At 72.1% G+C, this 23,141-nt stretch carries 20 protein-coding genes; 9 read left to right on the top strand and 11 right to left on the bottom strand.

Annotated features, from left to right (window positions below):
• Nucleotides 1-104 precede the first annotated feature (104 nt).
• From ABZ809_RS09450 to ABZ809_RS09430, 5 genes are read left to right on the top strand one after another with little or no spacing between them, the layout of a single operon-like run.
• Nucleotides 105-1,115: a 3-oxoacyl-[acyl-carrier-protein] synthase III C-terminal domain-containing protein gene (locus ABZ809_RS09450; protein WP_357561992.1), complete on the top strand. Its 1,011-nt coding sequence runs from the start codon at nt 105-107 to the stop codon at nt 1,113-1,115.
• 13 nt (nt 1,116-1,128) lie between these two features.
• On the top strand, nt 1,129-1,398 hold the full coding sequence (locus tag ABZ809_RS09445) for a phosphopantetheine-binding protein (protein ID WP_357561991.1): 270 nt from the start codon (nt 1,129-1,131) through the stop codon (nt 1,396-1,398).
• Nucleotides 1,395-2,558 carry an acyl-CoA dehydrogenase family protein gene (locus ABZ809_RS09440; protein WP_357561990.1) on the top strand — a complete coding sequence of 388 codons (1,164 nt, stop codon included), beginning with the start codon at nt 1,395-1,397 and terminating at the stop codon, nt 2,556-2,558. The genes ABZ809_RS09445 and ABZ809_RS09440 overlap by 4 nt, the downstream gene beginning before the upstream one ends.
• Nucleotides 2,555-3,583: an HAD-IIIC family phosphatase gene (locus ABZ809_RS09435; RefSeq protein ID WP_357561989.1), complete on the top strand. Its 1,029-nt coding sequence runs from the start codon at nt 2,555-2,557 to the stop codon at nt 3,581-3,583. Before ABZ809_RS09440 ends, ABZ809_RS09435 begins: the two co-directional genes overlap by 4 nt.
• Entirely contained in the window at nt 3,580-4,545 is a 966-nt protein-coding gene (locus tag ABZ809_RS09430; protein WP_357561988.1) for a 3-hydroxyacyl-CoA dehydrogenase family protein, read from the top strand. The genes ABZ809_RS09435 and ABZ809_RS09430 overlap by 4 nt, the downstream gene beginning before the upstream one ends.
• A gap of 95 nt (nt 4,546-4,640) precedes the next feature.
• Here ABZ809_RS09430 and ABZ809_RS09425 read toward each other — a convergent pair whose 3' ends face one another.
• From ABZ809_RS09425 to ABZ809_RS09415, 3 genes are all read right to left on the bottom strand, one after another.
• On the bottom strand, nt 4,641-5,711 hold the full coding sequence (locus tag ABZ809_RS09425) for an FUSC family protein (protein ID WP_357561987.1): 1,071 nt from the start codon (nt 5,709-5,711) through the stop codon (nt 4,641-4,643).
• Nucleotides 5,712-5,932: 221 nt separating this feature from the next.
• Entirely contained in the window at nt 5,933-6,493 is a 561-nt protein-coding gene (locus tag ABZ809_RS09420; RefSeq protein ID WP_357561986.1) for a T6SS immunity protein Tdi1 domain-containing protein, read from the bottom strand.
• A 349-nt stretch (nt 6,494-6,842) separates the two neighbouring features.
• On the bottom strand, nt 6,843-7,676 hold the full coding sequence (locus ABZ809_RS09415; RefSeq protein ID WP_357561985.1) for a hypothetical protein: 834 nt from the start codon (nt 7,674-7,676) through the stop codon (nt 6,843-6,845).
• A 153-nt stretch (nt 7,677-7,829) separates the two neighbouring features.
• Between ABZ809_RS09415 and ABZ809_RS09410 the strand changes: the two genes are divergently transcribed.
• Both ABZ809_RS09410 and ABZ809_RS09405 read left to right on the top strand, forming a co-directional pair.
• Nucleotides 7,830-8,060 (top strand): acyl carrier protein, encoded by a 231-nt coding sequence (locus tag ABZ809_RS09410; RefSeq protein ID WP_357561984.1) that lies wholly within the window; start codon nt 7,830-7,832, stop codon nt 8,058-8,060.
• Nucleotides 8,057-9,520: an AMP-binding protein gene (locus ABZ809_RS09405; RefSeq protein WP_357561983.1), complete on the top strand. Its 1,464-nt coding sequence runs from the start codon at nt 8,057-8,059 to the stop codon at nt 9,518-9,520. The genes ABZ809_RS09410 and ABZ809_RS09405 overlap by 4 nt, the downstream gene beginning before the upstream one ends.
• A gap of 16 nt (nt 9,521-9,536) precedes the next feature.
• Here ABZ809_RS09405 and ABZ809_RS09400 read toward each other — a convergent pair whose 3' ends face one another.
• The 4 genes from ABZ809_RS09400 to ABZ809_RS09385 form a co-directional block, all read right to left on the bottom strand.
• The gene (locus tag ABZ809_RS09400) at nt 9,537-10,535 is read right to left on the bottom strand and encodes a hypothetical protein (RefSeq protein WP_357561982.1); all 999 of its coding nucleotides are present in this window, start codon (nt 10,533-10,535) and stop codon (nt 9,537-9,539) included.
• A gap of 310 nt (nt 10,536-10,845) precedes the next feature.
• A complete protein-coding gene (locus tag ABZ809_RS09395) occupies nt 10,846-13,266 on the bottom strand; it encodes a DUF4127 family protein (RefSeq protein ID WP_357561981.1) in 2,421 nt (806 codons plus the stop codon).
• A gap of 101 nt (nt 13,267-13,367) precedes the next feature.
• On the bottom strand, nt 13,368-14,960 hold the full coding sequence (locus ABZ809_RS09390; RefSeq protein WP_357561980.1) for a hypothetical protein: 1,593 nt from the start codon (nt 14,958-14,960) through the stop codon (nt 13,368-13,370).
• Nucleotides 14,957-16,657 (bottom strand): DUF4127 family protein, encoded by a 1,701-nt coding sequence (locus ABZ809_RS09385; protein WP_357561979.1) that lies wholly within the window; start codon nt 16,655-16,657, stop codon nt 14,957-14,959. The genes ABZ809_RS09390 and ABZ809_RS09385 overlap by 4 nt, the downstream gene beginning before the upstream one ends.
• 188 nt (nt 16,658-16,845) lie before the next feature.
• Between ABZ809_RS09385 and ABZ809_RS09380 the strand changes: the two genes are divergently transcribed.
• Nucleotides 16,846-17,892 (top strand): LacI family DNA-binding transcriptional regulator, encoded by a 1,047-nt coding sequence (locus tag ABZ809_RS09380; RefSeq protein WP_357561978.1) that lies wholly within the window; start codon nt 16,846-16,848, stop codon nt 17,890-17,892.
• Nucleotides 17,893-17,907: 15 nt separating this feature from the next.
• On the opposite strand, the gene ABZ809_RS09375 is transcribed toward ABZ809_RS09380, so the two are convergent.
• Complete coding sequence (locus ABZ809_RS09375) at nt 17,908-18,270, bottom strand: hypothetical protein (protein WP_357561977.1); 363 nt, start codon at nt 18,268-18,270, stop codon at nt 17,908-17,910.
• A 390-nt stretch (nt 18,271-18,660) separates the two neighbouring features.
• Between ABZ809_RS09375 and ABZ809_RS09370 the strand changes: the two genes are divergently transcribed.
• Nucleotides 18,661-20,226, top strand: a complete 1,566-nt coding sequence (locus ABZ809_RS09370; RefSeq protein ID WP_357561976.1) for a class I SAM-dependent methyltransferase — start codon at nt 18,661-18,663, stop codon at nt 20,224-20,226.
• 110 nt (nt 20,227-20,336) lie between these two features.
• Here ABZ809_RS09370 and ABZ809_RS09365 read toward each other — a convergent pair whose 3' ends face one another.
• Genes ABZ809_RS09365 through ABZ809_RS09355 form a run of 3 tightly spaced genes read right to left on the bottom strand, consistent with a single transcriptional unit; the run spans nt 20,337 to nt 23,109 of the window.
• A complete protein-coding gene (locus tag ABZ809_RS09365) occupies nt 20,337-21,578 on the bottom strand; it encodes an MFS transporter (RefSeq protein WP_357561975.1) in 1,242 nt (413 codons plus the stop codon).
• 8 nt (nt 21,579-21,586) lie between these two features.
• Entirely contained in the window at nt 21,587-21,862 is a 276-nt protein-coding gene (locus ABZ809_RS09360; RefSeq protein ID WP_357561974.1) for a hypothetical protein, read from the bottom strand.
• Nucleotides 21,863-21,870: 8 nt separating this feature from the next.
• Entirely contained in the window at nt 21,871-23,109 is a 1,239-nt protein-coding gene (locus tag ABZ809_RS09355; protein ID WP_357561973.1) for a YcaO-like family protein, read from the bottom strand.
• Nucleotides 23,110-23,141: the final 32 nt, after the last annotated feature.

Here is a 23,141-nt window from a genome sequence, read left to right as displayed (position 1 = left end):
CCGCCGTGCTCGGCACAGTGGCACCGGGTCGGCGGACCGGGACACCGGCCCGGCGGCCCGCGACGCGACACCCACGACGGCCCCTGCGACCGAAGGGCGGCGACATGCCCGCAACGATGGCGGTACGGACCATGGCGTCCTTCCTGCCGCACCGGTCGGTGGCGGTGGCGGAGCTGCCGGAGCTGGCGTACCTCGGGCCGGGCGAGCGGGAACTCTGCGCCGGCCTCGGCATCGACCGCGTCCGCGCCGACCCGGGGCTGGACGCGTTCGACCTGGCCGCGGGAGCCGCCAGCCGGGCCCTGGCCGCCGCCGGGCTGGCCCCGGAGCGGGTCGGCGCGCTGGTCGTGGTGGAGTCCCGCGCGCCGGCCACACTGGTCAGCTCCGCCGAGACCCGGCTCCAGGCGCACCTCGGCGCCGACCGGGCGCTGACGTTCTCCGTCGGCGGGCTGGGCTGCGTGTCGGTCACGCCGGCGCTGCTGGTGGCGCGCGGCCTGCTGGCCGCCGACCCGGACCTGTCCGACGTCCTCGTCGTGCACGGCAGTACGCCGGCCACGCCACGACGCTACCGGCATCCGGTCACCGTCAGCGGCGACGGCGGGATGGCTGCGGTCGTCTCGCGCGACGGGCCGCTGCGGGTGCTCGACGTGCTGCAGGAGACCGACGGCCGCTACTGGGACCTGTTCCGGGTGGACTTCCGGGACCGCCCGTCGGCCCGCTGGACGGAGCAGTGCCGCGACCCTCGGGAGTACTCCTTCCAGCTGGCGCTGGAGAGCCGCAACCGGCTGCGCGAGATGTACCGGCGCCTGCTGGAACGCAACGGGCTTGCGCCGGCGGACATCGCCCGGCACGTGAGCCACAACCTCTCCACGGGCGCGTTCCGCTTCGTCGAGGAGACGCTCGGCGTGAGCGTCGCCTCGGCCTGCCACGACAACCTGCGCGAGCTGGGCCACCTCGGCCCGAACGACGTGCTGCTGAACCTGGCGACCGAGATCGGGGCGGGGCGGCTGCGGGGCGGCCAGCGGGCCGTACTGGTCAACTCCAGCCCCGTGGCCGCCTGGAGCCTGGTGCTTGTCGAGTTCGACGGCGAGCCGGTGTCCCCGGAGACGGTGGACTGAGATGGGAGTGGGGATGGACGCACCCGACCGGGCCACGGTGGCGCGGGAGCTGCACGACTTCATCGCCCCGGCGTTGTCCGGGCCGATCGGCCCCGACGAGGACTACTTCGCGCTCGGCCTGCTCAACTCGCTGTTCGCGATCGAGCTGGTGGTCTTCGTGGAGCAGCGCTTCGACCTGGAGGTCGAGGTGGCCGACCTCGACCTCGGCCACTTCCGCACGATCTCCCGGCTGACCGACTTCGTGCTCGCGAAGCTGGCCGGCCGGGCCGGGCTGGCGGCGTGACCGCCACGTCCGCCCCGTCGGCGCTCGACGGCCTCGGCGCGGACCTCGCGGCGGCGGCGTGCGGCCAGGCGGCCCGCTGGGACCGCGACGGCGCGCTGCCCGTCGCGGTACGCGGGGCCGCGGCGAAGGCCGGGCTGCTCACCGCGGACCTGCCGGTCGGCTACGGGGGTCTCGGCGCCAGCCCGGCGCAGGTCGGCGAGCTGTGCGCCCGGCTCGGCGGCGTGTGCGGCGCGCTGCGGGCGCTGGTCACCGTGCAGGCCATGGTCGCGGCGGCCGTGCTGCGCTGGGGCACCGCCGAGCAGCGGACGCGCTGGCTGCCCGCGTTCGCCCGGGGCGAGCTGCTCGCCGGCTTCGCCGCCACCGAGGCCGGCGCGGGCAGCGACCTGGCCGCCGTCGACACCCGCGTCCGCGCCGTCGTCGACGGCCGGGAGCCCACCCTGGAGCTGACCGGCGTCAAGCGCTGGGTGAGCTTCGGGCAGGTCGCCGACGTGGTGCTGGTGCTCGGCGTGCTGGACGGCCGGCACACCGCCGTGCTGGTCGAGACCGACCGGGCCGGCGTCACCCGGCAGCCGGTCGAGGGCCAGCTCGGCCTGCGCGCCGCCCAACTGGCCCACATCCGGCTCGACGGCGTCCGGGTCCCCGCGACGAACCGCGTCGCGCCGCCCGGCTTCGGCCTGTCGCACGTCGCGGCCACCGCACTGGACCACGGGCGGTTCACGGTCGGCTGGGGCTGCGTCGGGATGGCCGAGGCGTGCCTGCGCGACATGGCCGAACACGTACTCACCCGCCGGCAGGGCGGCACCCTGCTCGCCGAGCACCAGACCGTACGCGCGCTGCTGGGTCGGGCCGCCGTGGAGACCGCCGCCGCGCGGGAACTCGCCGCCCGGGCAGCCCGGTGGCGGGCCGCCGGTGCCCCCGACGCGATCGCCGGCACGGTCGCGGCGAAGTACGCGGCGGCCCGCACCGCCGCCTCGGTCGCCGGCACGGCCGTGCAGGTGCTCGGCGCGGCCGGCTGCGCCCCGGAGAGCCGGGCCGGCCGGTTCTACCGGGACGCCAAGGTCATGGAGATCATCGAGGGCTCCGCCCAGGTGGCCGAGCTGCACGTCGCCGACCATCTGCTGCGGCGGACCCGTGCGACGGGATCAGGAGGACGACGGTGACCACGCTGGTGAAGTGCCTGGTCTGGGATCTCGACGACACGCTGTGGGACGGCGTCGTGCTGGAGGGCGACGACCCGGTGCCGTTCCCCGGCGCGGTACGCACGCTGCGCGCCCTGGACCGGCGTGGCGTCCTGCACGCCGTGGCCAGCCGGGGCGAGCGCGCCCCCGCCGCCGCCCACCTCGCCGCGCACGGCCTGCTCGACCTGTTCACCCGGGTCGAGGTGGGCTGGGGCGCCAAGTCCGAGGCGGTCGCCCGGATCGCCGCCGACCTGGGCATCGGCCTGGACGCGGTCGCGTTCGTCGACAACGACCCGGTGGAGCGCGCCGAGGTCGCCACCGCGCTGCCGGCCGTACGCTGCCACCCGGCCGACGCCGTCGCCGACCTGCCGGCCCGACCCGAGTTCACCTCCGGGCCCGGCACCGAGGAGTCGCGGCGGCGCCGCCAGCTCTACCGGGTCGACGACCGGCGCCGGGCCGCCGAGGCCGCGCACGCCGGGCCGCCCGCGGAGTTCCTCGCCTCGCTCGGGCTGGTGCTGCGGGTGCGCCGGGCCGGCCCGGCCGACCTCGCCCGGGCCCACGAGCTGACCGTACGCACCCATCAGCTGAACACCACAGGCGTCACGTTCAGCCCGGCGGAGCTGCGGGCGCTGTGCGCGTCGCCCCGGCACGAGGTGCTGGTGGCGCGGCTGCGCGACCGGTTCGGCTCCTACGGCACCGTCGGGCTGGCCGTCACCGAGTTGCGGCCGGCCGCGACCGTACTGCGGCTGCTGCTGATGTCGTGCCGGGTGCTGTCCCGCGGTGCGGGCGCGGCGCTGCTGGACCACCTCGTGCACACCGCCCTGGCCGCGGGCCGGCGACCGGTGGCGGAGTTCGTGCCCACCGCGGCCAACCGCCAGATGCTGGTCACCCTGCGCTTCGCCGGCTTCGCCGTCGAGGACGACGCGGGCGACAAGTGGACGCTGGCGATCGATCCGGCCCGGCCGCCGGCCGCGCGGTCGCACCCGGTGCGGGTGGTGGCGGCGTGACCGGGCAGGAGACCACCGGACCGGGCGACGCCGGGCCGGACGCGTACGCCGCGCACGGCGACGGCGTGGACGGGACCGTCGGCGTGGTCGGCGCCGGCACGATGGGGCTCGGCGTCGCCCAGTGCCTCGCCGCCGGCGGGTACGACGTGGTCGTGGTCGACCCGGCGCTCGCATCGGCGGCCGGGCTGGCGGCGGCGCGGACCCGGCTGCGCACCGAGCTGCGGCAGGCCCGGCTGCTGGGCGCACGCCACGCGGACGAGCCGGTGGCCCGGGTCGTCGAGCGGATCAGCTGGACCGACCGGACCGCCGCGCTGCACCGGGCCGGGTACGTCGTCGAGTGCGCACCGGAACGCATCCCGCTGAAGGAACGAATCTTCGCCGAGCTGGACGCGGTCTGTCCACCACAGACGGTGCTCGCCTCGGTCACCTCCGCCATCCCGATCGACCGGCTCGCCGCCTGCACCCGCCGGCCGGAGCGGGTCGTCGGGACGCACTTCATGAATCCCGCGCCGCTCAAGGACAGCGTCGAGGTGGTGCGGGCGCCACGGACCGACGCGGAGACCCTGCGGCGCACCCTCGACCTGCTCGCCACGATCGGCAAGACCGGCATCGTGGTCGCCGACGGGCCGGGCTTCGTGCTCAACCGCGTGCTGATGCTCACCGTCAACGAGGCCGCCGAGGTCCTCGGCCAGGGCACCGCCGACGCCGAGACCGTCGACCGGGTCTTCCGGGACTGCCTCGGGCACCCGATGGGCCCGCTGCGCACGGCCGACCTGATCGGCCTGGACACCGTCGTGGACACCCTCCTGGTGCTGTTCGAGTGCACCGGCGACCCCCGCTTCCGACCCGGGCGCATGCTGCGGGAAATGGTGGACGCGGGCCGGTACGGACACAAGAGCGGCAGCGGTTTCCACACGTACCCGCGGCCGTCCGCCGGCGCACCGGTCCGTCCGGCGGGGTGACCCGCCGGGGCTGACCGACGCGGTCGGCGCCCGGTGCGGCCGTCCCACGGCAGCGGGGTAGGTGTGGCGTCAGTCGTCGCGACCTCAGATCAGGTTCAGACCTCGTTCGGAAGCCCCACTCGACGGTTGGCTTCCGGCTGCTCCGCTCCCGCCGCCTGCAGCAGGGCGCTGAGCGCGAGGCGCTGCTGGTAGATCGCGACCTGAGCGGCGAACTGGACACCCGCGGCGGCTGCCCGGTCGACCTCCCGGATACCCTGCTCGACACGCTCGATGTCGGGCTCACGCATCGCGACGAAATCCCTGTGCAACAGCCGTACCGCCTGAGCCAGGTGCTCGATCGACGCAGGCAGGTGAGCCGGTATCGACTCACCCGCACGCATCGCCCGCAATGCCCACCGGACCGTCTCCCGGCTGCTGGTGTAGGCCTGGTCGAAATGTTGCGCCGCGCGCTCGTACCGCTGGACGACCGCCCTGCGCCTGCGGTGCCACGGTGACAGTCTGGCGACCTCCAGCGCCGCTCCGAGGCTTCCGTAGCCCTGCTGCTTCGGCTGTTCGGCGGCGCACAGGCGCCGATGGGTCTCCTCCAACTGCCGGTCGTTGCGCTCGGCGATGGCGGTGGCGGCAGCGCTCAGTTCGGTGGTGAAGATGTCCAGCGTCCTGCCCGCGGCTCGCTGGACCACCCGGACGGGATTCAGCGGCAGGAGCAACAGCGCCACCACGACGGCGGTCAGCCCGCCGATCAGCGCGTTCACGGTCCGCGGCACACCCAGGTGCTGGTGCAGCGGAGAGATGGTGCCGAGCAGCACCGCCGTGCTCGCGGCCTGCACGATGATGGCGCCGCTGCCGCGGAAGGCGACCGCCACGGAGATGGCGAGGGCCACTATGAATCCGGTCTGCACCGGCCCGACACCGATCAGGTTGATGATCATCTGCCCCACCAGCACCCCGAGGATGACCCCACCGATGAGTTCCGCAGTGCGCCGGACGCGGTCGCCCAGGGAGGCCGCCACGGTGCCGACGGCGGCGGCCGGCGCGAACACCGCCTGCTTGAGCTGTAGGACGTCGTGCGCGAGGAACCACGACAGCCCGGCAGCCAGACCCGCCTGGAGTGCGACGACGAGATACGTACGGAGCCGGTCGTAGACCTCGCGGGTCAGCCGCCGCACCGGCCGGCGGGAGAAGGACACCACTCACCTCCGGGCGTCGATCAGCTACTGCCATCTTCGGTGGTGGCCCCATCCGCCGCCCGACTTCTCCCGATTCCGCCGCCCCGAAGGCCAGGTAGCAGCTGGCACTCGGCCCCGCACGGCGCCTGCCGGACACCGCCTCCGGCTCCGACGAGTTCGCTCGCCGGGCCGCGGGCATGCCGGGAGCGAAGGGGCCGGGGTCAGTGCCCGATGACGCCCTGGAGGTCCACGGCGACCTGGATCGAGGTGATGGTCTTGCGCTTGTGCAGGTTCTCGACCTTCGCCTGTCCGCCCATCGACAGCAGCGGCACGAAGATGAACGACTCGTCGTACGGCAACTCCCCGTGCGCCGCGACCGCCTTCGGGAAGATGTCCCAGTTGAACGTGTCCGAGAGATGCTCGGCTCCGTCAAGACGTGTCAGCCCGAGGAACGTCTTCACGCTGCCGAGCCCGACCGTGCGACCCTCGCGATACAGAATTCCGACCAAGCTGCCTATGCTGGGTTCCCAGGTAATGAGGTCGCCCAACCCGGTCACCATGACCGGGATCGCGATCCCGTCGCCCTGGGTCTTGCCGATACAGTCGGCGACCTCGTCCTCGTACGCCTTCGGGTTGAGCACCCGCAGGAAGCCCTCGCCGAACGTCCCGTACCCGTACCGCTCCCAGACCTCGACGAGATCGTCCGGCACGCGACCCCGATACTCCTCGATCAGCTCGGGCTCCATGGGACCGTGCGGTACGAAGTCGGCAATCTCGATCATGGGCTCGAACCTACCTGAACGCCGACGTCAACCCGGCGATGCCGCCCAGCCGATGCTGGCAGCCCGGCGCGCCGAGCCGCCGGGCCGTGGCCCGACGCACCTGTTCCGAGCTGCGAGATCAGCTTGGAAAACGCACCGATCCCGTTGGCGGGTCCACCACCTTGGGAGTCGGGTTCAATAAATGGCGGTAACAATTGCATTATTACGCCATCGATAGACATTAGATGATCTCTGATAGCGTGAGGAAAGCGCCGCTCACATTTCGGACGAGATGAGGAATCATGGCTTGGACCGAGATCCCCGGCAACATGCTGACCTCCAGGGCACTGCCGCCGACCAGGTGAGTAACCTACCTGCCGCCTCCGGCGCCGTCGGCGTCGTGGTGCCTCACGAAACCGTCGACCCGGCTGGCGACGGCCGGCTCGGCGAGTAGACGGGGCCGGGGCAGCTCGGTTCGTACGGTGGTGCCAGGAAGCCACGCGACCTCGTCGGGCGTGGCCACGGACAGAATCGTCAGCACCGCACCGGGCGGCGGGAGGGCGTCCCGGGTCGCGAGATCCGCTGCCTCACCCGCCGCGACCAGGAGATAGCTCAGGTGCCGCTCGATCCGTGCGATGAGCTTCCGGACCGGCGTCTCGGTCAGCCGGAGGTGGGCCGCGACCCGCCAGGCGGTCTCGGCATAGTGCGTGACGAGCGCTCGCGCGAGCCGGGTCGGATCCTCCTGGTCCGGCACCGCGGCGCGGAGCGATTCGCGGACGGCCGGGTCCCGAACCGGGTCCAGCAGCCGCTCGACGGCGACGTCGTGCGCCTCGATGAGGACGTCACGGGTCGGCCACGACGGGTCCAGTAGAACCAACGCGGGCCCACCAGCGCCATCGGCCAACTCGATGGCCAGCCGGGTCGCCATCGCGGAGCCGGCACAGTAACCGAGCACCGCGGAGACCGGCTGGCCGTACGACCGGATGCCGTCCACCCAGGACTCCAGCTGGCGCCGCCGCATGCCCTCCCAGTCGCCGTCGATCTCGACGGTCGTCTGCGGCACCAGCACAGTGTGCTCGATCGACAGGTGCGGCAGCAGGTCCGGGAAGCCAGCCTCCTCGCGCACTCCCCCGAAGTCGACGGCCACGACGACGCCGCGCCGACCGTCGCGCAGGGTGGCGACGGACACGGATTGTGTCTGCACAGGTTCCCTCCGTTGCCCGCTCACCTGATCCCGGACATAGACGTGAATCACGTGAGATGAATGATGGTCATCATAGCCGTCCGGCGCTTCCGCAGGCCTGTGTCGCTGGCTAGCATCTGGAAACCCATTCACCATGGCGGGGAGGACTGGCCCATGGACGACGACTCGATCCAGACGATTCTGCTGGTCACGGCGCAGTCGGTGTTCGACATGAAGTCGCTCACCCCGGAGGACGACCTGTTCGCGCTGGGCGTGACGTCGGTCGACGCCGTCCGGCTGGTGTCCGCTCTCGAGGCCGACCACGGACTCGTACTGGACATGGAGGTCGTGTTCGAGAGCGAGAACCTCGCCGAGATGGCCGGCAAGATCGTCCCCGTGGAATGACAGGGCGCGACTGGCTGTCGGCCGTCACCTCCGGTTCGTGGAGCGAGGCGTTCGGCGACCGGAGCGGACCCCGGGTCACGCTCGAACCGGAGGGCCCCCTCGCCCCCGGCGAGCTGAGGTCCCTGTTGTCGCGCGTCGGTGACGAGCTGAACGCGGTGACCTCCGACGTCTCGGGCGCGGTGATCGCCGTCGAGACCTCCGACCCGTTCGCGAACCTGGTGGTGAGCCTGTCGGCATGGAGTCTCGGCGCCATCGTGGTTCCGATCGACCCGGCCACACCGCCGCAGCGGCGCGAGCAGATGCTCAGGACGGCCGGCGCCAACGCCGTCGTCGCGGTCGACCGCGACCGGACGAACGCCGAGGCCTACCGCCCCAGCCGGCTGGCCGACACCGAGCGGCCGGACCTCGGTGACCAGCCCGGCTACGTCATGTTCACCTCCGGCAGCACCGGCGTGCCGAAGGGTGTGCACGTCCGGCTCGACAACCTCTGCACCCGGATCGCGACCTTCGCCGAGTATCTCGAATTCACCGAGCGGGACTCGATCCCGAGCCTGAGTTCTCCCAGCTTCGACATCAGCTGGGTCGAGACGCTGGTGCCCCTGCTGGCGGGCGGTGAGGCGCGGTTTCCACGTCGGACGGCCCGCACCAACGTCGGGGCCCTGGTGCGGTGGCTCGCCGCGCAGCCACCTACCGTGATCCAGGCGACGCCCACGATGTTCGGCTTGATGGCCTCGCTCGGCTGGTCACCATCTGCGGCGACCTCGGTGTGGAGTGCCGGCGAGGCGCTGCCGGGTCGGCTGGCGAACGAACTCGCGGCCACCGCAGGTGCGGTCTGGAACCACTACGGGCCGACGGAGGCGGTGATCTACGCGACGACGTGGCGGTACACCCATACGCTCGGCGAGGGGTCAGCACCGACCGGGCAGCCCATCGCGCCGTCCACGTACCGCATCGAACGGGACGAGCACGGCGACGGCGAGCTGCTGCTCGGCGGCCTCCTGGCGGAGGGTTACGTCGGAAACCGCAGCGCCACCGACGAAGCGTTCGTCCTCCGCGACGGGGTCCGCATGTACCGGACCGGCGACGTGTTCGAGGAGGGCCCGGACGGGCTGGCGTTCCTCGGTCGTCGCGACTCCCAGGTCAAGGTGCGCGGCGTACGGATCGAGCTGGGTGATGTCGAGGCGGCTCTGCGGCGCGTGACCGGAAGTCACCAGGTCGCGGCGGTCGCCGTGCCCGACCGGGCCGGTACGGTCAACCTGGTGGCCGTACTGGCTGGCGACCACCACGATCCTGACGACCTCCGGCGCCGGATCGCCGACGAGCTGCCACCGCTGTACCGGCCGAGCCGGTACGTGGTGCTGGGCGAGGATCTGCCGCGGACGGTCTCGGGCAAACTCGACCGGGCAACGGTGGTGCGGCTGCTCCGCGACGGCGCGGCCACGGCTGGCGATCCCCGGTAGCTCCGCCGGGGCGTGGCTAGCCCCGGTAGTCGACGAACCACATGGGTTCGGCCTCACACCCGCGTACCAGCTTGGGTTGTTCGTGGGCGAGACCGAGGTCCAGGCGCCGGAGCCCGGCGGAGATCGCGACACGTAGCGGGGCCAGGTACGCCGCGAAGTGGTAGACCGACCGCCGCTGCGGGGCGCCCCCGTCGAGCCCCACGGTGTGGGCGTCGAGCGTGCGGCCCCATCGGCGGCACACCGTGTACGCCAGCGCCCGACCGCCGGCCGAACTTCGGATCAGGAAGTGACGGCCGGGCCGCCTCAGGTAGTTCTTCACCCGCCACTGGGCGATCCGCACGTGCTCGTCCAGCCCGTTACGCCGGGCCACGTCGGCCACCAGCGGAGCCGCCGCCCTGAGATGCTCGTCGGCGAGCGGCACCACGTCGTAGGTCAGGCCGAGCAGTTCGGCGTCGCGCTGGTCCCGTCGCCAGGTCTGGCGACACTTTCGCTCCTGGGCGTCGATGAACTGGTCGACATCGCCGGCAGCGCCGATCGGCAGGGAACACCACGACGCCTGAGCACGGGTGCGGACACCTCCGGCAGCCGCTACGAAAGCCTCCAGATCCGCCGCGCCGACGAACGGCGACACGGCCGCCACGCCGTCCCGGCGTGCTCCGTCCAGGGCCCGCCGTACCAAATCGGTGATCAGCCCCCGCCGGTCCGGCTCGGCCACCGGCGAGGCCCAGACTCCGGCACGGAACTGACCCAACCCACCACCGATGAGCCGCACCGCTCCGCGATGGTCACCGATTCCGAGTTGGTCGCGGTACTCGGACGTGAACGACGCGACGTCGGCGACGTCGACCACCGACAGGCGGGCACTGGCGGTCTCGCGGTGCAGCGAAAGCTCGGCGTGACTGAGCCGGCGGTCGAGTGCGCAGTACGCCGCCTCGTCCGCCATCACGAACTCGCCGACCCCGACCACGGGATCGTCTACATCGATCGACCAGTCCGCTCGCCCGGGCGTCCGCATGAGCGGGATGGTACTTCGCCGCCAGGCCGCGTGATGATCGCCAGAGCCATGCGGCAGCGTGACAGGTCACCCGGCCCACGAAGAAAGGTACGACCGTGACAGGACCACTGACACCTACGTCGATCGTGGTTGACCTGCGTCGGCGGAGTCCTGGTTGTGCGTAACCCGAACCACCGCATCCTGCGCCATGCCCGCCTGGATCAGGTCCTACCGATCGTCGACGGCCGTGTCGCCCCCGAGGCATCAGGCTCGGGGGCGACACGGTGCCCGGTCCGGCGGCGGCCGCTCTCCGCGGCCGGCGCGTCGACGGTCAGCCGCAGGACGCGTCCCGGCAGGTCACCTCGATCTCGTAGAGCCGCGCCTGCCGGTCCCGGCTGCCGAGCACGTCGAGGCGGACGGCGGTCGCACGGACCGGCGTGACGGTGTGTGTGGTGACCTGGGTCGCGTTTCCGGTCACTTCGGTGAGCAGCTGCCAGGCACCGTCGACGAGACCGGAGATCCGGTACGCGGTCAACTCGTACCCGCCGTACTGGTACAGCCGCACGGTGTCGACCAGTTCCGTGTCGGCGAAGTCGACGCGTAGCCAGTGGCTGTCACCCGGGTCGGTGATCCAGCGGCTACCGGCGCTGACCCGGTTGCCGTCGATCACGTGCGCCGGGGCGTACTGCCGCCACCAGCCGGACGCGGTGGCGGTGGCACCCTCGGACGACAGCGCCACGTTGCGCCACACCGCTCCGAAGGTCATGGTGGCGCTCGCGGCGAACTGCCGGGGCCCGGCCGACGACATGCCGTGCGGGACCTCGACCGTGACCGTGGCGCTCTGCTCGGCCGCGAGCTTGCGGACCCCCACGGTCAACGGCACCTCCCGCACCGCGAACGGCTCGAGCCGCACCTCGGTCGGGGTCGGCGCGACCCACCCGTCGGGGACGACGACGCTGAGCCGCGCCGTCACGGGCGCGCCGACGTCGTTCCGGAGCACCGCGGTGACCCGTTCGTCCACGTCCGAGTCCGGCCGGACCGTGGTCCGCAGCGGCAGGGCCGAGACGGTGAGCAGCGCGCCGCGGTCGGTGGGATCCGCGCTCAGGGCGAGCGTGGGGAAAGCTTCCAACTCCTGGTAACGCGACCAGGCCAGCGTCATCTGCCAGGACTCCAACCGGTGCACGGCCGCGGTGACCTCGTGCCGGCCGTCGTTGCCGGCTCGGATCGGGGTACCGGCGAACTCGTCGGCGAAGAGCTGGTCGGCCAGGGACCGGGTCCGCTGCACCGCGAGTTGGTTGGCGCCCTCGAACACCTTCGTCATGTACTGCGGATCGTCGCCGTTGTCCCGGGCGTACGCCTGGACCTGGCTGAGCACCTGGTTGCGGTAGACGTCGGTGTGGGCCAGCTCCTGCAGGGTCAGCTCGACGTGCGCGGTGGCGGCATCCAGCAGGATGCTCTGGCGGGCCTGCTGGAAGGGAATGCCCTGTGCGCGCCCCGGGAAGCCCGGTAGCCGCCCGGTCCGGCTCGCCTGCGTCAGCGCCGCGCGGACCACCGACTGGGAGATGGACAGGCCGATGTTCCAGCCGGACCAACCGGCCAGTTCCCCGAACCGGATCCTGGGGGCGAGCAACGCACGTAGCTCGCTGTCGACCTTGCCGGCCACCGCGTCGTCGCCGACCGCGACGAGCCGGCCCCGGGCCACCGCGTCGTGGATCCGGTCGGCGAAGGGTTCCAGGTTTCCGCCCCCGGCCGTGTTCGCCATCAGCAGGATGTCGGCGTCAGGGCTGTCGGAGGGGCGGGCGCCGAGGGTACGCAGGTACTCGTCGACCAGGGTGGCGTAGGGGACGTCCTGATAGGGGGCGATCCACTGGTCGCCTGGGGTACGGGACCACTCGACGTCGACCGTCGGAGCGGCACCGAGCCGTTCGGTGATGTGCTTGGCCACCAGCAGCGCGCCGAGGATGTCCGCGCCCGGATAGATCCTGACCCGGTCCTCGACGCCGAGTTTCGCCGCGAGCGCGGCCAGGGCGGCCTTCTCCAGGCGGTGCGGGCCGTGCTCGGTGGCGTCGTCCTGGCCGAGGATCAGATAGTCGATGGTGCCGTTCGCGACCCGTTCGATCATGTCGCGGTTGATCTGGTGGTCCCGGGCCCGAGCACAGCGGAAGTCGGCCTTGATCTCCTCGGGGATCTCGCTGGCGACCTGCTCGTACTCGGCCCGGTGCTCCTCCTGACCGAGGTTCTCCACCTGGTCGGACAGGATCGCCCAGCGCCGGATCGGGCCGGAGTGGACGCCCGGGTAGCTGCTGGTCGGCTCGATGGTGAGCCGCATGATCACGTCGAACGCGTAGAGGGGCTTGTCGGGGTTCTTCCGCTTCACCTCGTCCAGCACGGTGAGCCGTCGTTGGGCGTCGGCGAGGCTGGTCTGGCAGGTCCGGGAGGCGACCAGGCCGCCGTAGGCGAGCATGGGAGCCGCGACGACGGAGCCGTCCGCGTCGGCGGCGGCCGCGCGCCACCAGGCGGCGACCGCGTCGGCCTGGCCGTAGGTGAAGTACTCGCCGAGCAGGTCCTTCGGGGGCGTCAGCGCCTGGTGCCCGCCGGCCTCGGCGACCGCGACCGGGGTGTGCGCGGTGAAGGGCCGGTCATCCAGCGGTACGACGGCGAGCTTGCCCAGGTCGGCGGGCGGGCGGGCAGCCGCCGGAGCGGCCGGGAGGGCGACCGCGACGGTCAGGGTGACGGAGGCGGTGGTGATCATGCTGAGAGCGCGGGGTGTCAGTCGTCTTGTGCGATGCATCGGTTCGCTTTCGTGCGGTGGTGGTGGGAGACGAGGTCAGCGGTAGCGGACCAGACGTGCCGTCAGCGGGTGCCGGCGTAGCCGATGGCCTTGAGGATGCCGAGCCCGTTGTGGGCGACCGGGAGAGTGCCCCGGGTGCCCTTGCACAGGCGTTCGGTGGTGTCGCTGTCGCCGTCCAGGTCGTTGCTGTCCGTGCCGGGCAGGAACATCGCGGCCAACGAGCGGTCGAGCAGGGCGTAGAGCGCGTCCCGCCGGTCCGCCTGCTGCAACCGTTGGTAGCCGGCGGTGAACTTGGCCGGCACCAGTTCCTTGCGCACTTCGGCGAGGATGCCGAAGCCGACGATGTCGTAGTACTTCGCCTCGGCGTTCTCGGTCGGCGAGGTGAGGCGGAAGAAGCCGCCGAAGGACAGGTGCGGGTCGTAGTCCCACGCGTCACCCGACGGCGTCGGGCCCTGGTTGTCCGGTGGGTAGTACGGGTCCACGACGCCCGCCGTGGTGTCGTCGACGCAGTCGAGCGGGTCGTTGGCCGAGGCGGTGTGCCAGCCCGGGAGGCTCGTGTATGTGGTGTAGAGGGTCGTCACGGCGGCAGCCGCGGAGGCGGCACCGTTGAGCTGGCGTTCGTGGTCGTAAAGTCCGGCCAGCCCGTACTCGATCATGTCGGTGCCCAGGGTCCCGCCGGTGAGCTGGCCGTTGGTGTAGGTGCAGGAGCCCTTGCGGTGCCACCGGTTGTCACGGCAGTCCGCGCTGTACGCACTCTGCGCGACCACCCGGTTCTGGCTGGTGGCGGGAGAGTCGAAGTCGAAGGTGTACCAGTCCGCGCCGAGTTGGAGCCCCGTGCTGAGGAACTGCCGGGCGGTGGCGGCCGACTGGCCGTACCGGTCGTCCGGCGGTGCCACGGCCGTCTCCAGCCGCTGCATGAAGGCGATCGCCGTGAGGTTCCAGGTGGAGATCGTCGAGTAGAGGTTGCTCCAACTGGAGATCTGGTCCACGTAGCCGCCCGGCGGGGCGGTGGGCTGGCCGGTTCCGTCGACGAACGGGTGCACGCCGTAGGTCAGGTAGTAGGGGCGTGGATCCTGCATGCGGAGCAGGAACTCGCCGATGCCGGTGGCCGCGTCGAGGTATCCGGGGACGCCGGTGGCCTCGTGGGCGGCCAGCAGAGCCTCTCCGCACGCGGCGTTGCCGAAGGAGGTGAAGTAGCGGATCTGGCCGTCCGGGGTGCTGGCCACCGCGTCGTCGAAGATCTTCGGCGCGGTCGGGTCCTTGGTCAGCCGGTGGGCGAGCACCGCGTTGGCGAACTCGTCGATGAGCCCGGTCTCCACGCTCGACAGCGACCGCTGCTCGTACGCCGCGCGCTGGTCGAGGTAGACCGAGACGAACTGGAGCGCGGCGCAGGCGGCGGTGCTCTGCTGCGGCCCGCCGACCGTGCACGGGCTCGCCGTGGTGCAGGTCTTGCCGGCCACCACGAGCTGGTCGCCGTAGACGTGTTCGATGTCCCGGCGCAACCCGTTGCGCACCCCGTCGTACGACGCCACGAGCCAGTCGAAGTAGCTGTCGACGAGCGGGATCGGGTTGGCGGCGACGGCCGGAGCGGTCGGGACCGGCGTCACGACGGCGACGGTGAGGGCGACCAGCAGCCCTGCCAGCCGCGCCCTCACCGCTGCCCCCGAGCCGGTGCCAGGACGATCCGGGGCTCGGCGGCGATCTCGCCGGTGCGGTTCCAGGGCAGGTGGATGTGCCAGGCGTCGAGACGGTCCACCCGGGCAGTCACCGGCGCTCGTCCATCGCTGCCGAGGGCGAGCACGGCCCCGGCGAACTCGTCGGCGAACAGCTTCTCGGCGTACGGGATGGTGTTGTCGACCGCGTACGCGTTGATCTCGGAGAAGTAGGTGGCGATGTTCTGCGGGTCCGGCTCGCCCAGCGCGGACGCGTAGGCGGTGGTGGCGGTGCGCACGTTGTTGCGGTACGAATCGGTCTGCACCAGCTCCGACACGGACAGTTCGATGCTGGCCCGGGCCGCGTCGTACAGGAGCGCCCGCCGGGCGGCCAGGACCGGCTCACCGTTGGTGGCGGATGCCCCGGGTGGCAGGTCGCCGCGGGTCGAGCGTTGCCGTAGCGCCAGGCGGGACATCGCCTGGGCGAGGCTGATCCCGACGTTCCAGCCCGAGTAGCCAACCAGCTCGACGTACCGGATCCGGCCGTTGAGCAGGGACAGCAGTCGCCGGTCGGAGTGTCCGGCGATCGCGTCGTCGCCGAGCGCCACGACGCGTCCGGCACGGACGTGGGCCACCAGACGGTCGGCGAACGGTGCCACCGACGCCGAGTTGCCGCCCGTGTTGGCCATCAGGACCAGGTCGGACTGCTCCGGCCGGTCCACGACCGTCCCGCCGAGGATGTCGACGTAGCCCCGGATGAGCTGCGCGTACGGGATGTTCTGGTAGGGCGCGGTCCAGTCCTCGCCCGGCACCCGGGAGTACTCCACGCTCACCGTGGGACGCACGTCCGCGTCCCTGATTGCGATCTTGGCGATGAGCAGGGCGGCCACCACGTCGGCGCCCGGGTAGATCACCACCCGGTCACCGACGCCCAGCTCGGCGATGCGGGCGGCGAGCGCCTGGGACTCCGGTCGGTGCAGGCCGTGGCCGGTGGCGTCGTCCTGGCCCACGACGAGGAAGTCGAAGATCCCTTCGGCCGCCCATTCGATCATCGTCAGGTTGACCCGGTGGTTGCGTGCCCGGGTGGCCAGGTAGTCGTCGCGGACGCCGGCCGGGATCTGGGACTCCAACGTGTCCAGTTGCGGGCGCTTCTCCTCCATCCCGAGGTTGTCGACCTCGTCCTTCACCGTCGCCCAGGCCCGCAGCTCGTTGCGCCACGGCCCTTCAGGGGTGAGCCGCATGATGGTGTCGAAGGCGTAGAGCCGCCGGTGCGGGCGGTCGCGCCGGACGGCCCGTACCGCCGCCAGCCGGGCGAACACCTCGGTCTCGGGTATCGAGCTGTTCCGGGAGTTGAGCAGTCCACCGTAGGCGATCATCGGCAGGGCGACGACCAGCGCGTCTGCCTGCCTGGTGGACGAGGTGAGCCACCGGCCGACGGCGCGACCGTCACCGGGGGCGAAGTGCCGCCCGAGGGTTTCCCGGGGTGGCAGCAGGGTGTCGTAGCCCGCACCGGTGGCGATCTGTTGCGGGGCGTACCAGGTGTAGGGCCGGTCGTCGAGCGGAACCAGGGCGATCCGGCCGAGCCGCGGGGTCCTGGGCTGGGCGTGGGCCGGGCGACCGAACGCGGCGAGGCCCGCGCCGGCAAGGCCCGCGCCGGCGGTCCGGAGAAGGGTGCGGCGGGAGAGGGCGTGAGGGGGCATGTCGGCTCCTTGCGTTGCCGGTGGATGCGCTGAGTCTTGGATCAGCAGGAACTCCCGGTCAAGACCATCGACGCCAGTAATACGTATTACTCCCCCGAGCGTCCCTTGACACCGGTTCGGCGAGCCGGGCAGCATCCTCCGCGACGATCCTCACCGATGTCTGACGCTTCAGAAGATGGGCGACAACCGTGTCCGCAGCACGAGGCAGGCTGACGCAGCACGAGATCGCGCGGATGGCCGGAGTGAGCCAGACGACGGTGTCACTCGTGCTCAACGACCGTTGTGCGACGATCGCCGTGGAGACCCGGGAGCGGGTGCTACGGGTCATCCGCGAGACGGGTTACGTCGCCGACCCGCTCGCCCGGCGGCTGCTCCGACAGCACAACCAGATCCTGGGCGTGTTCACCTACGAGTCGGTGTTCCCGAGCACCAGCGCCAACTTCTACCACCCGTTCCTGACCGGCATCGAGGCGTGCGCGGAGAGCATCGGCTGCGACCTGCTGCTCTTCACCAGCGCCCCCGTGAGCGGCGGCAGCCGGCGGATCTTCCACGACAACAACCGCATCCGACTCGCCGACGGATGCGTACTGCTCGGTCGGCAGATCCCCCGCGACGAACTGGCCCGGATGGTCGCCGGAGACATGCCCTTCGTGTCCGTCGGTCGACGCGACGACGCCTACCTGCCCTCCGGCGAGGGCGGCCCGGTGCCCTACGTCGGCGCGGACTACGCCCAGGCCACCGCCGCCCTCGTCCACCGCGCCGTCGAACTCGGGCACCGCACGGTGGCGTACGTCGGTGCCGGCGCCGGCGCCGAGTCCGCCGTCGACCGGCTGACCGGCTTCATCACCGCGGTCCGGGAGACCGGAATCGACGGCCGGCACGAACCGGTCGGCGGCAGGGCCTCGTCCGAACTACTCGACGCCCTGCGTTCGGTCGCGGTCACCGCCGTCTTCTGCGAGGAACTGGTCGAGGCGGTGGCGATGGCCGAGGCGGCGCGGGCCCGAGGCTTGTCGGTACCCGGTGACCTGTCCCTGGTGGCACTCGGCGAGCCCACCCGACAGATCGAGACCGACCTCGACTACACCGGCTTCCACATCGCCCGCAGAGAGATGGGCTGGCAGTCCATCGAGGTGCTCGACGACATCCTGCACGGCCGAAGCAGCGACCGCCAACGGCTGCTTCCCTGCGAACTGATCGAGGGCCGAACCCTCGCCACCCCGAACCCGGCCGCCTGAAAGGGCCTGATGCCGTCAGCCGGTGTCGCAGACGTTCCGGAGGGTCTGGGCGTCGCGGTCCGTTCTGGCCTGCACCGCGTCGTAGTCGCCCTCGACCATGCCCGACAGGATGAAGCGCAGGTCCGAGAAGTCCCGCGAGAGTGCCACCGTGGCCTGGTGGACGCCCCCTGCGGCGTTCAGACTCGCGCCCATCATGCCCTCGTACGCCGTCGTGGCGGCGGCCTGCCGGCTCTGCCTGGTCGAACCCGAGGTCCGGTAGAACCGGCCGACGACCGCGAGCGCCTCCTCGCAGCCGGCGGGCGGCAGCGGTGCCATCGACGGCGGCCGGGCCGGCGCGGACGTCGGCGGCGTGCCGGCGGTGGGGCGGGGCGTCGTCACGCCAGGCTCGGGCGTGGTCGTCGGGGTTGGCGTCGTCTGGTCGGGCGTGGTCCGGTCCGGTGTGCTCGGGTCGGGCCACACCGTTGGGCCCGCTCCGGCTCCCGGGGCAGGCGGTGGCACGGACGGCTCCCGCGGCAGCAGGTACGTGAGCAGCGTGAGGAGGGTGGCCGCCACACCGGCGATCGCGCCCACCGCGGCCCAGTCCGGCGTGCGGGACGTGGCGCCGCTTCCGGACGGGCTGCGATCGGATCGTCGACTGCTGATGTCTCCAATCTAGCGGCCGACGCGATGCGGGAGGGTCCGCGCCGTCCGTGGCGGGCTCCTGGCCCCCCACCGGCGATGGGGACCCCTGCCGGGCGGCGTGCTCCGGGCATCGGATAGGAACGTGACATGCCCCGCTACCTGCTCTTTCCCGGCCGTCACCACCTGCTGACCCGGTTCCAGGCCGAGTACCTTCGCCAGCTCGCGGCACAGTGCGACGACGACCGTGCCGACGGTGACGGCGCGCCCGGGAACGAGGCGGCCGGCGGGGCGACCGTGGTCTGGGCGGTCACCTCTGCCAACCACGAGAACACCCGGCGCAACCCGGTCCCGTACCACCGGCGGGAGGCGGCGATCGAACGGTTCAGCGTGCTCGCCGGGCTCCGGTCGGTGGTGGTGCCGGTCTTCGACACCACGCCGACCGACCGGTTCGCCGAGGTGACCCTCAAGACCGTCGCGGCGTCCACCGGGCTGGAGCTGACCCCGGCGGACACGGTCGTCGCCTGCTCGACGCCGGAGGTCGCCGCGATGTACGAACGGCTCGGTTTCCGCATCGCCGGGGTGGAGGCCGACGTCGAGCCGACCCCGGTCCGGCCGTGGGACGTCCTGCTGCGGCTGGCTGACGACGACCCGTCGTGGCGGGACCTCACCCACCCCGCGACCGTCGACGTGTACCGCCGCTACCGGCTCGACGAGCTGGTCCGCTCGGTGGTCAACGACCCGGTGGTCGGCGATGAGGGCGGCTTGACCACCACCCGCGACTACCGCACGTACGCCGAGGCGTTCAGCGACGCCGCGCAGCGCAAGTGGGACGCGGTGCGCGAGCACGTGCGGCCGGGGCGGATCGTCGACGTCGGCTGCGGTGCGGGCGCCGTCCTGGAGTTGGCCGACCGGGAGCCGGCCCTGCGGGAGAGCGACCTGATCGGCGTCGAGGTGGCCCGGCACCTGTTCGAGGAGTGCGTGCACAAGAAGGCGCAGGGGATGTTCACCAACCCGAACGTCTTCTTCTACCGGCGCAACGTGCTCGGCGGGGCGGTGTTCGCGCCGCGCTCGGTGGACACCACGATGACCTTCGCGCTGACCCACGAGATCTGGTCGTACGGCGAGCGGATGGCCTCGCTGCGCCGGTTCGTGCGGGCCCTCTACGACCACACCGTGCCCGGCGGGGTGTGGATCAACAGTGACGTGTGCGGGCCGGACGGCCGGGACCGGACGGTACACCTGCGGCTGGCCACGACGGACGGCACCAACCCGCCCCGGCCACGTACCGACCTGGCGAGCGTGCCACCGGCCGAGGTGGCGGCGTACGTCGGCGCGCTGTCGACCCGGGCTCGGCTGGACCAGTTCGCGGTCGACTACCGGTTCCCGTTCGCATACCGCCCGGTGGACGGGGCGGACGGCGTGGTCGAGCTGACCCTCGGCGCGGCGATGGACTTCCTCACCCGCAAGGACTACGCCGACAACTGGCTGTCGGAGACCCAGGAGCAGTTCTGCGGCATGGAGTACGCCGACTGGAAGTCGCTGCTCACCGACGTCGGCTTCGAGATCGACGCCGCGAGCGGCACGTCCCGCAACGACTGGATCGTCACCAACCGTCTCGCCCCGGTGGCCGCCCTCAGCACCCCGGCGGGCGAGCCGCTGGACTGGCCGGTCACCCACGTACGCCTGGTCGCCCGACGTCCGGTCAACACCTGACGCCCAGGCGGAGTAAGAGCGACCGGCGGTAGGTGTCACCTGAGGCGGCGGGTGGTGGGGCGGGTGTCCCAGCGGTGAAGCCGGGCGCGGTCGATGAGTTGACGGCCAGGCTAGTCGACCGCGAGCCGCAGGCCACGCACCGGCGAGGCGATGACCAGGGCGAGACTGAGCACGACGGGCACGGCCAGCATCAGGTACGCGACCCGGACCCCGTAGGTGTCTGCGGCCAGCCCGCCGATCAGGGCGCCGAAGGGAGTGCCGCCCCAGGCCAGCATGCGCCCGGTGGTGTTGACGCGGCCCTGCAGCGCATCGGGGGTGAGCAGTTGGCGCACGGTGATGCCGTTCGCGTTCACGGTCAGCCGCGCCACGGCCCAGATCGCCCAACCGGCCAGGGCCACGGTGAACGCCGACGTACCGGCCAGGCCGATGAGGGCCGCGACGAAGATGACGAGCCCCGTGATGGACACCGTTCCCTGGCCGGCCCACCGGCTGGCTCGGGGCAGGAGGACGGCGGCGATCAGCGCGCCGACCGCGGCGGCGGCGTAGAGCAGACCCAGGCGCTGGTCCTGCGGGCTCAGGCCGAGAGCCTGGTCGGCGTGGACGACGAGCAGACCCAGCACGCCGCCGGCAGCGACGTTCAGGCCGAAGCCCGCGGCGGTCAGCGTACGCAGGACCGGCGTTCGCCAGAGGTGACGCACTCCTTCGGCGATCTCGGCCCGCAGCCGGCGGGCCACCGCCGGCCCCGCGTCCAGCCCGGTCCGGATCTGGGCGAGCAGCGCGGCGGACACCAGGTAGGTGGCGGCGTCGACGGTCAGCACCAGGGTGGGGTCGGCGATCGCCGCCAGCAGTCCGGCGGCGGCGGGCGCGGCGATCTCCAGCACGATCTCGGTGGACCAGATGACGCTGTTCGCCCGGGTGATCCCCGGCTTGCCGACGATACGTACGAAGGAGCCCCAGGCTGCGGCGTCGAACCAGCAGAAACCGCAGCCCACGCCGAACGCCACGACGAGCAGGTACCAGGAGGGCAGCGCATCGGACAGCGCGGCGACCGGCACGGTGGCGAGCAGGAGGGCGCAGCACACGTCGGCGATGATCATCATGCGCTTGCGTGGCAGGCGGTCCGCGGCGGCGCCGGCGAAGAGCCCGAACAACAGGTACGGCAGGGCTTCGAGGCCGACCACCGCCGCGGTCAGCGCCGGGGAGGCGCTCGTCCGGTAGACCAGCAGCGGCAGGGCGACGGCGCTGGCGGCGGTCCCGGCGACCGAGATCGATCGGGCAAGGTACCAGAAGGTGAAGTCACGGTGGAACAGCCGGCGTCCCTCGACGCCGGCTGCCTCGGTGCGCTGCGTCACGGCCTGCTTCAGCCCAGCAGGGCGAGTTGCCGATCGTCGATGCTGGTCAGCGCGAGGTGCAGGTCCACCGCCAGATCGTCGGCGAGGCGAGCCGTCGGCGCACCGTCCTCGTCACCGGGGCGGAAGCACATGCTGCCGCCACCGCCGGGCCCGACCTTACGGGCCGTCGGCTCTTCGCCCCCGTCGGCGGGGTGGAAGCACAGGGTGCCGCCCGGTGGCGAATGACGAGCCTTCAGCTCACCGTCCTCGTCACTCGTGCGGAAGCGGGAGTCGCCAGCAGACATGTCTTTCCTCATCTCGTTCGAACTGGATCTGGTCGGGTGATCGTCGCCCGGTCCGGCGACGGCCACAGGTGCCACCCCCGCCCGGTCGGGATGACGGGCACCCCGTGCCGTACCAGGCTGAAGCGCTCCAGCCCGGGGGCGATCGTGGTGGCCACCGCGATCGGTGAGCCGACTGGCGTGACCTCGCACACGTGGTAGTCGATGCCGTGCCGGGCCAGAGCCCGCCGGACGTGCCCCAGCCCCCAACCCGGGCTGCCGTCGCCGGCTACGTCCGCGCGTAGCGGCACCGCCCGCACCGGGCCGGAGAGCAGCTCGTCGAGTGGCATCAGGGCACACCGTTGCAGTGCCGGCCAGGCCGCCAGACGCTGGACAGCAGGCGAGCCGGCGGCAGCTGAGGAGAGCGCACAGACCTGGATCAACTCGCCGAGGGCACGCGCCGCGGCGTCGGTGGCCCAGAGCGATGCGCCGGCCCCGAGCCGGGTCGGCCCGCCGTCGGCCGCCGGGCTGACCACCACGTACACCGGCACGTCCAGGTCGGTCGTGACGTCGAGCAGGTGTACGGCTGCGCCGGCCGCCCGTACGGCCTGCGCGTGCAGCGAACGCAACCCGTCCGGCAGTTCCCCGACCGGCACGAGGTCGACGTCCGGTACTCCGGCGACGTACCAGCGCAGCAGCGCCTGCCCGAGCCCGTCGTGTTCGATCAGCTCGCAGAGGCCGTGGTAGACGGCCTCTGCCAGGTCGACGCCTGCCGCGGTGCCCAGGCTGGACGAGTACCGCAGCAGACTGCGGTACGGCCGGACGTCGTCACCCGCCACCGGCCACCGGTAGTAGCGCGGATCGGTGAGGAACGTGGGATAGCGAATCTCGCCGTAGGAGGCGCACGCCGCGACGGAGTCCGGAAACTCCGCCGCCCACCGCCGCACGACCAGGTCGGACTCCAGGGCGGACTGCCCGGCCACGACGCTCGCCGGCACCAGCCTGGTGGCGTCCGCGGTCCACCGGCGGTTGTCCCGGGCTGACATGAGATATCGCTCCAGGGCCTCGAAGTACGCGCTCGCCGCGCCCTGGGGACCCGCCCCCTTCCCCGCACCGACGGCGACCTGTGCTCCGTCCCGGAACAGCGCGACGCGCATGGTCGGCGATGCGGCCGGGCCGAGGACCGCCGCCCGCGCCGTGAGGCCGAGCCGGTCGATCTCGGCTGAGGCTGTTGCGAGGGCGCACTCCGCGGGCACGGATCGGAATGGCACCGCGGCCTCCACGGGACTGTTCACCGGCCCGG

Source organism: Micromonospora sp. NPDC047074, assembly GCF_040643815.1.
Taxonomy (GTDB): Bacteria; Actinomycetota; Actinomycetes; order Mycobacteriales; family Micromonosporaceae; genus Micromonospora.
The sequence above is the reverse complement of the archived record's forward strand: the minus strand, read 5'-3'. Positions and strand labels throughout refer to the sequence as shown.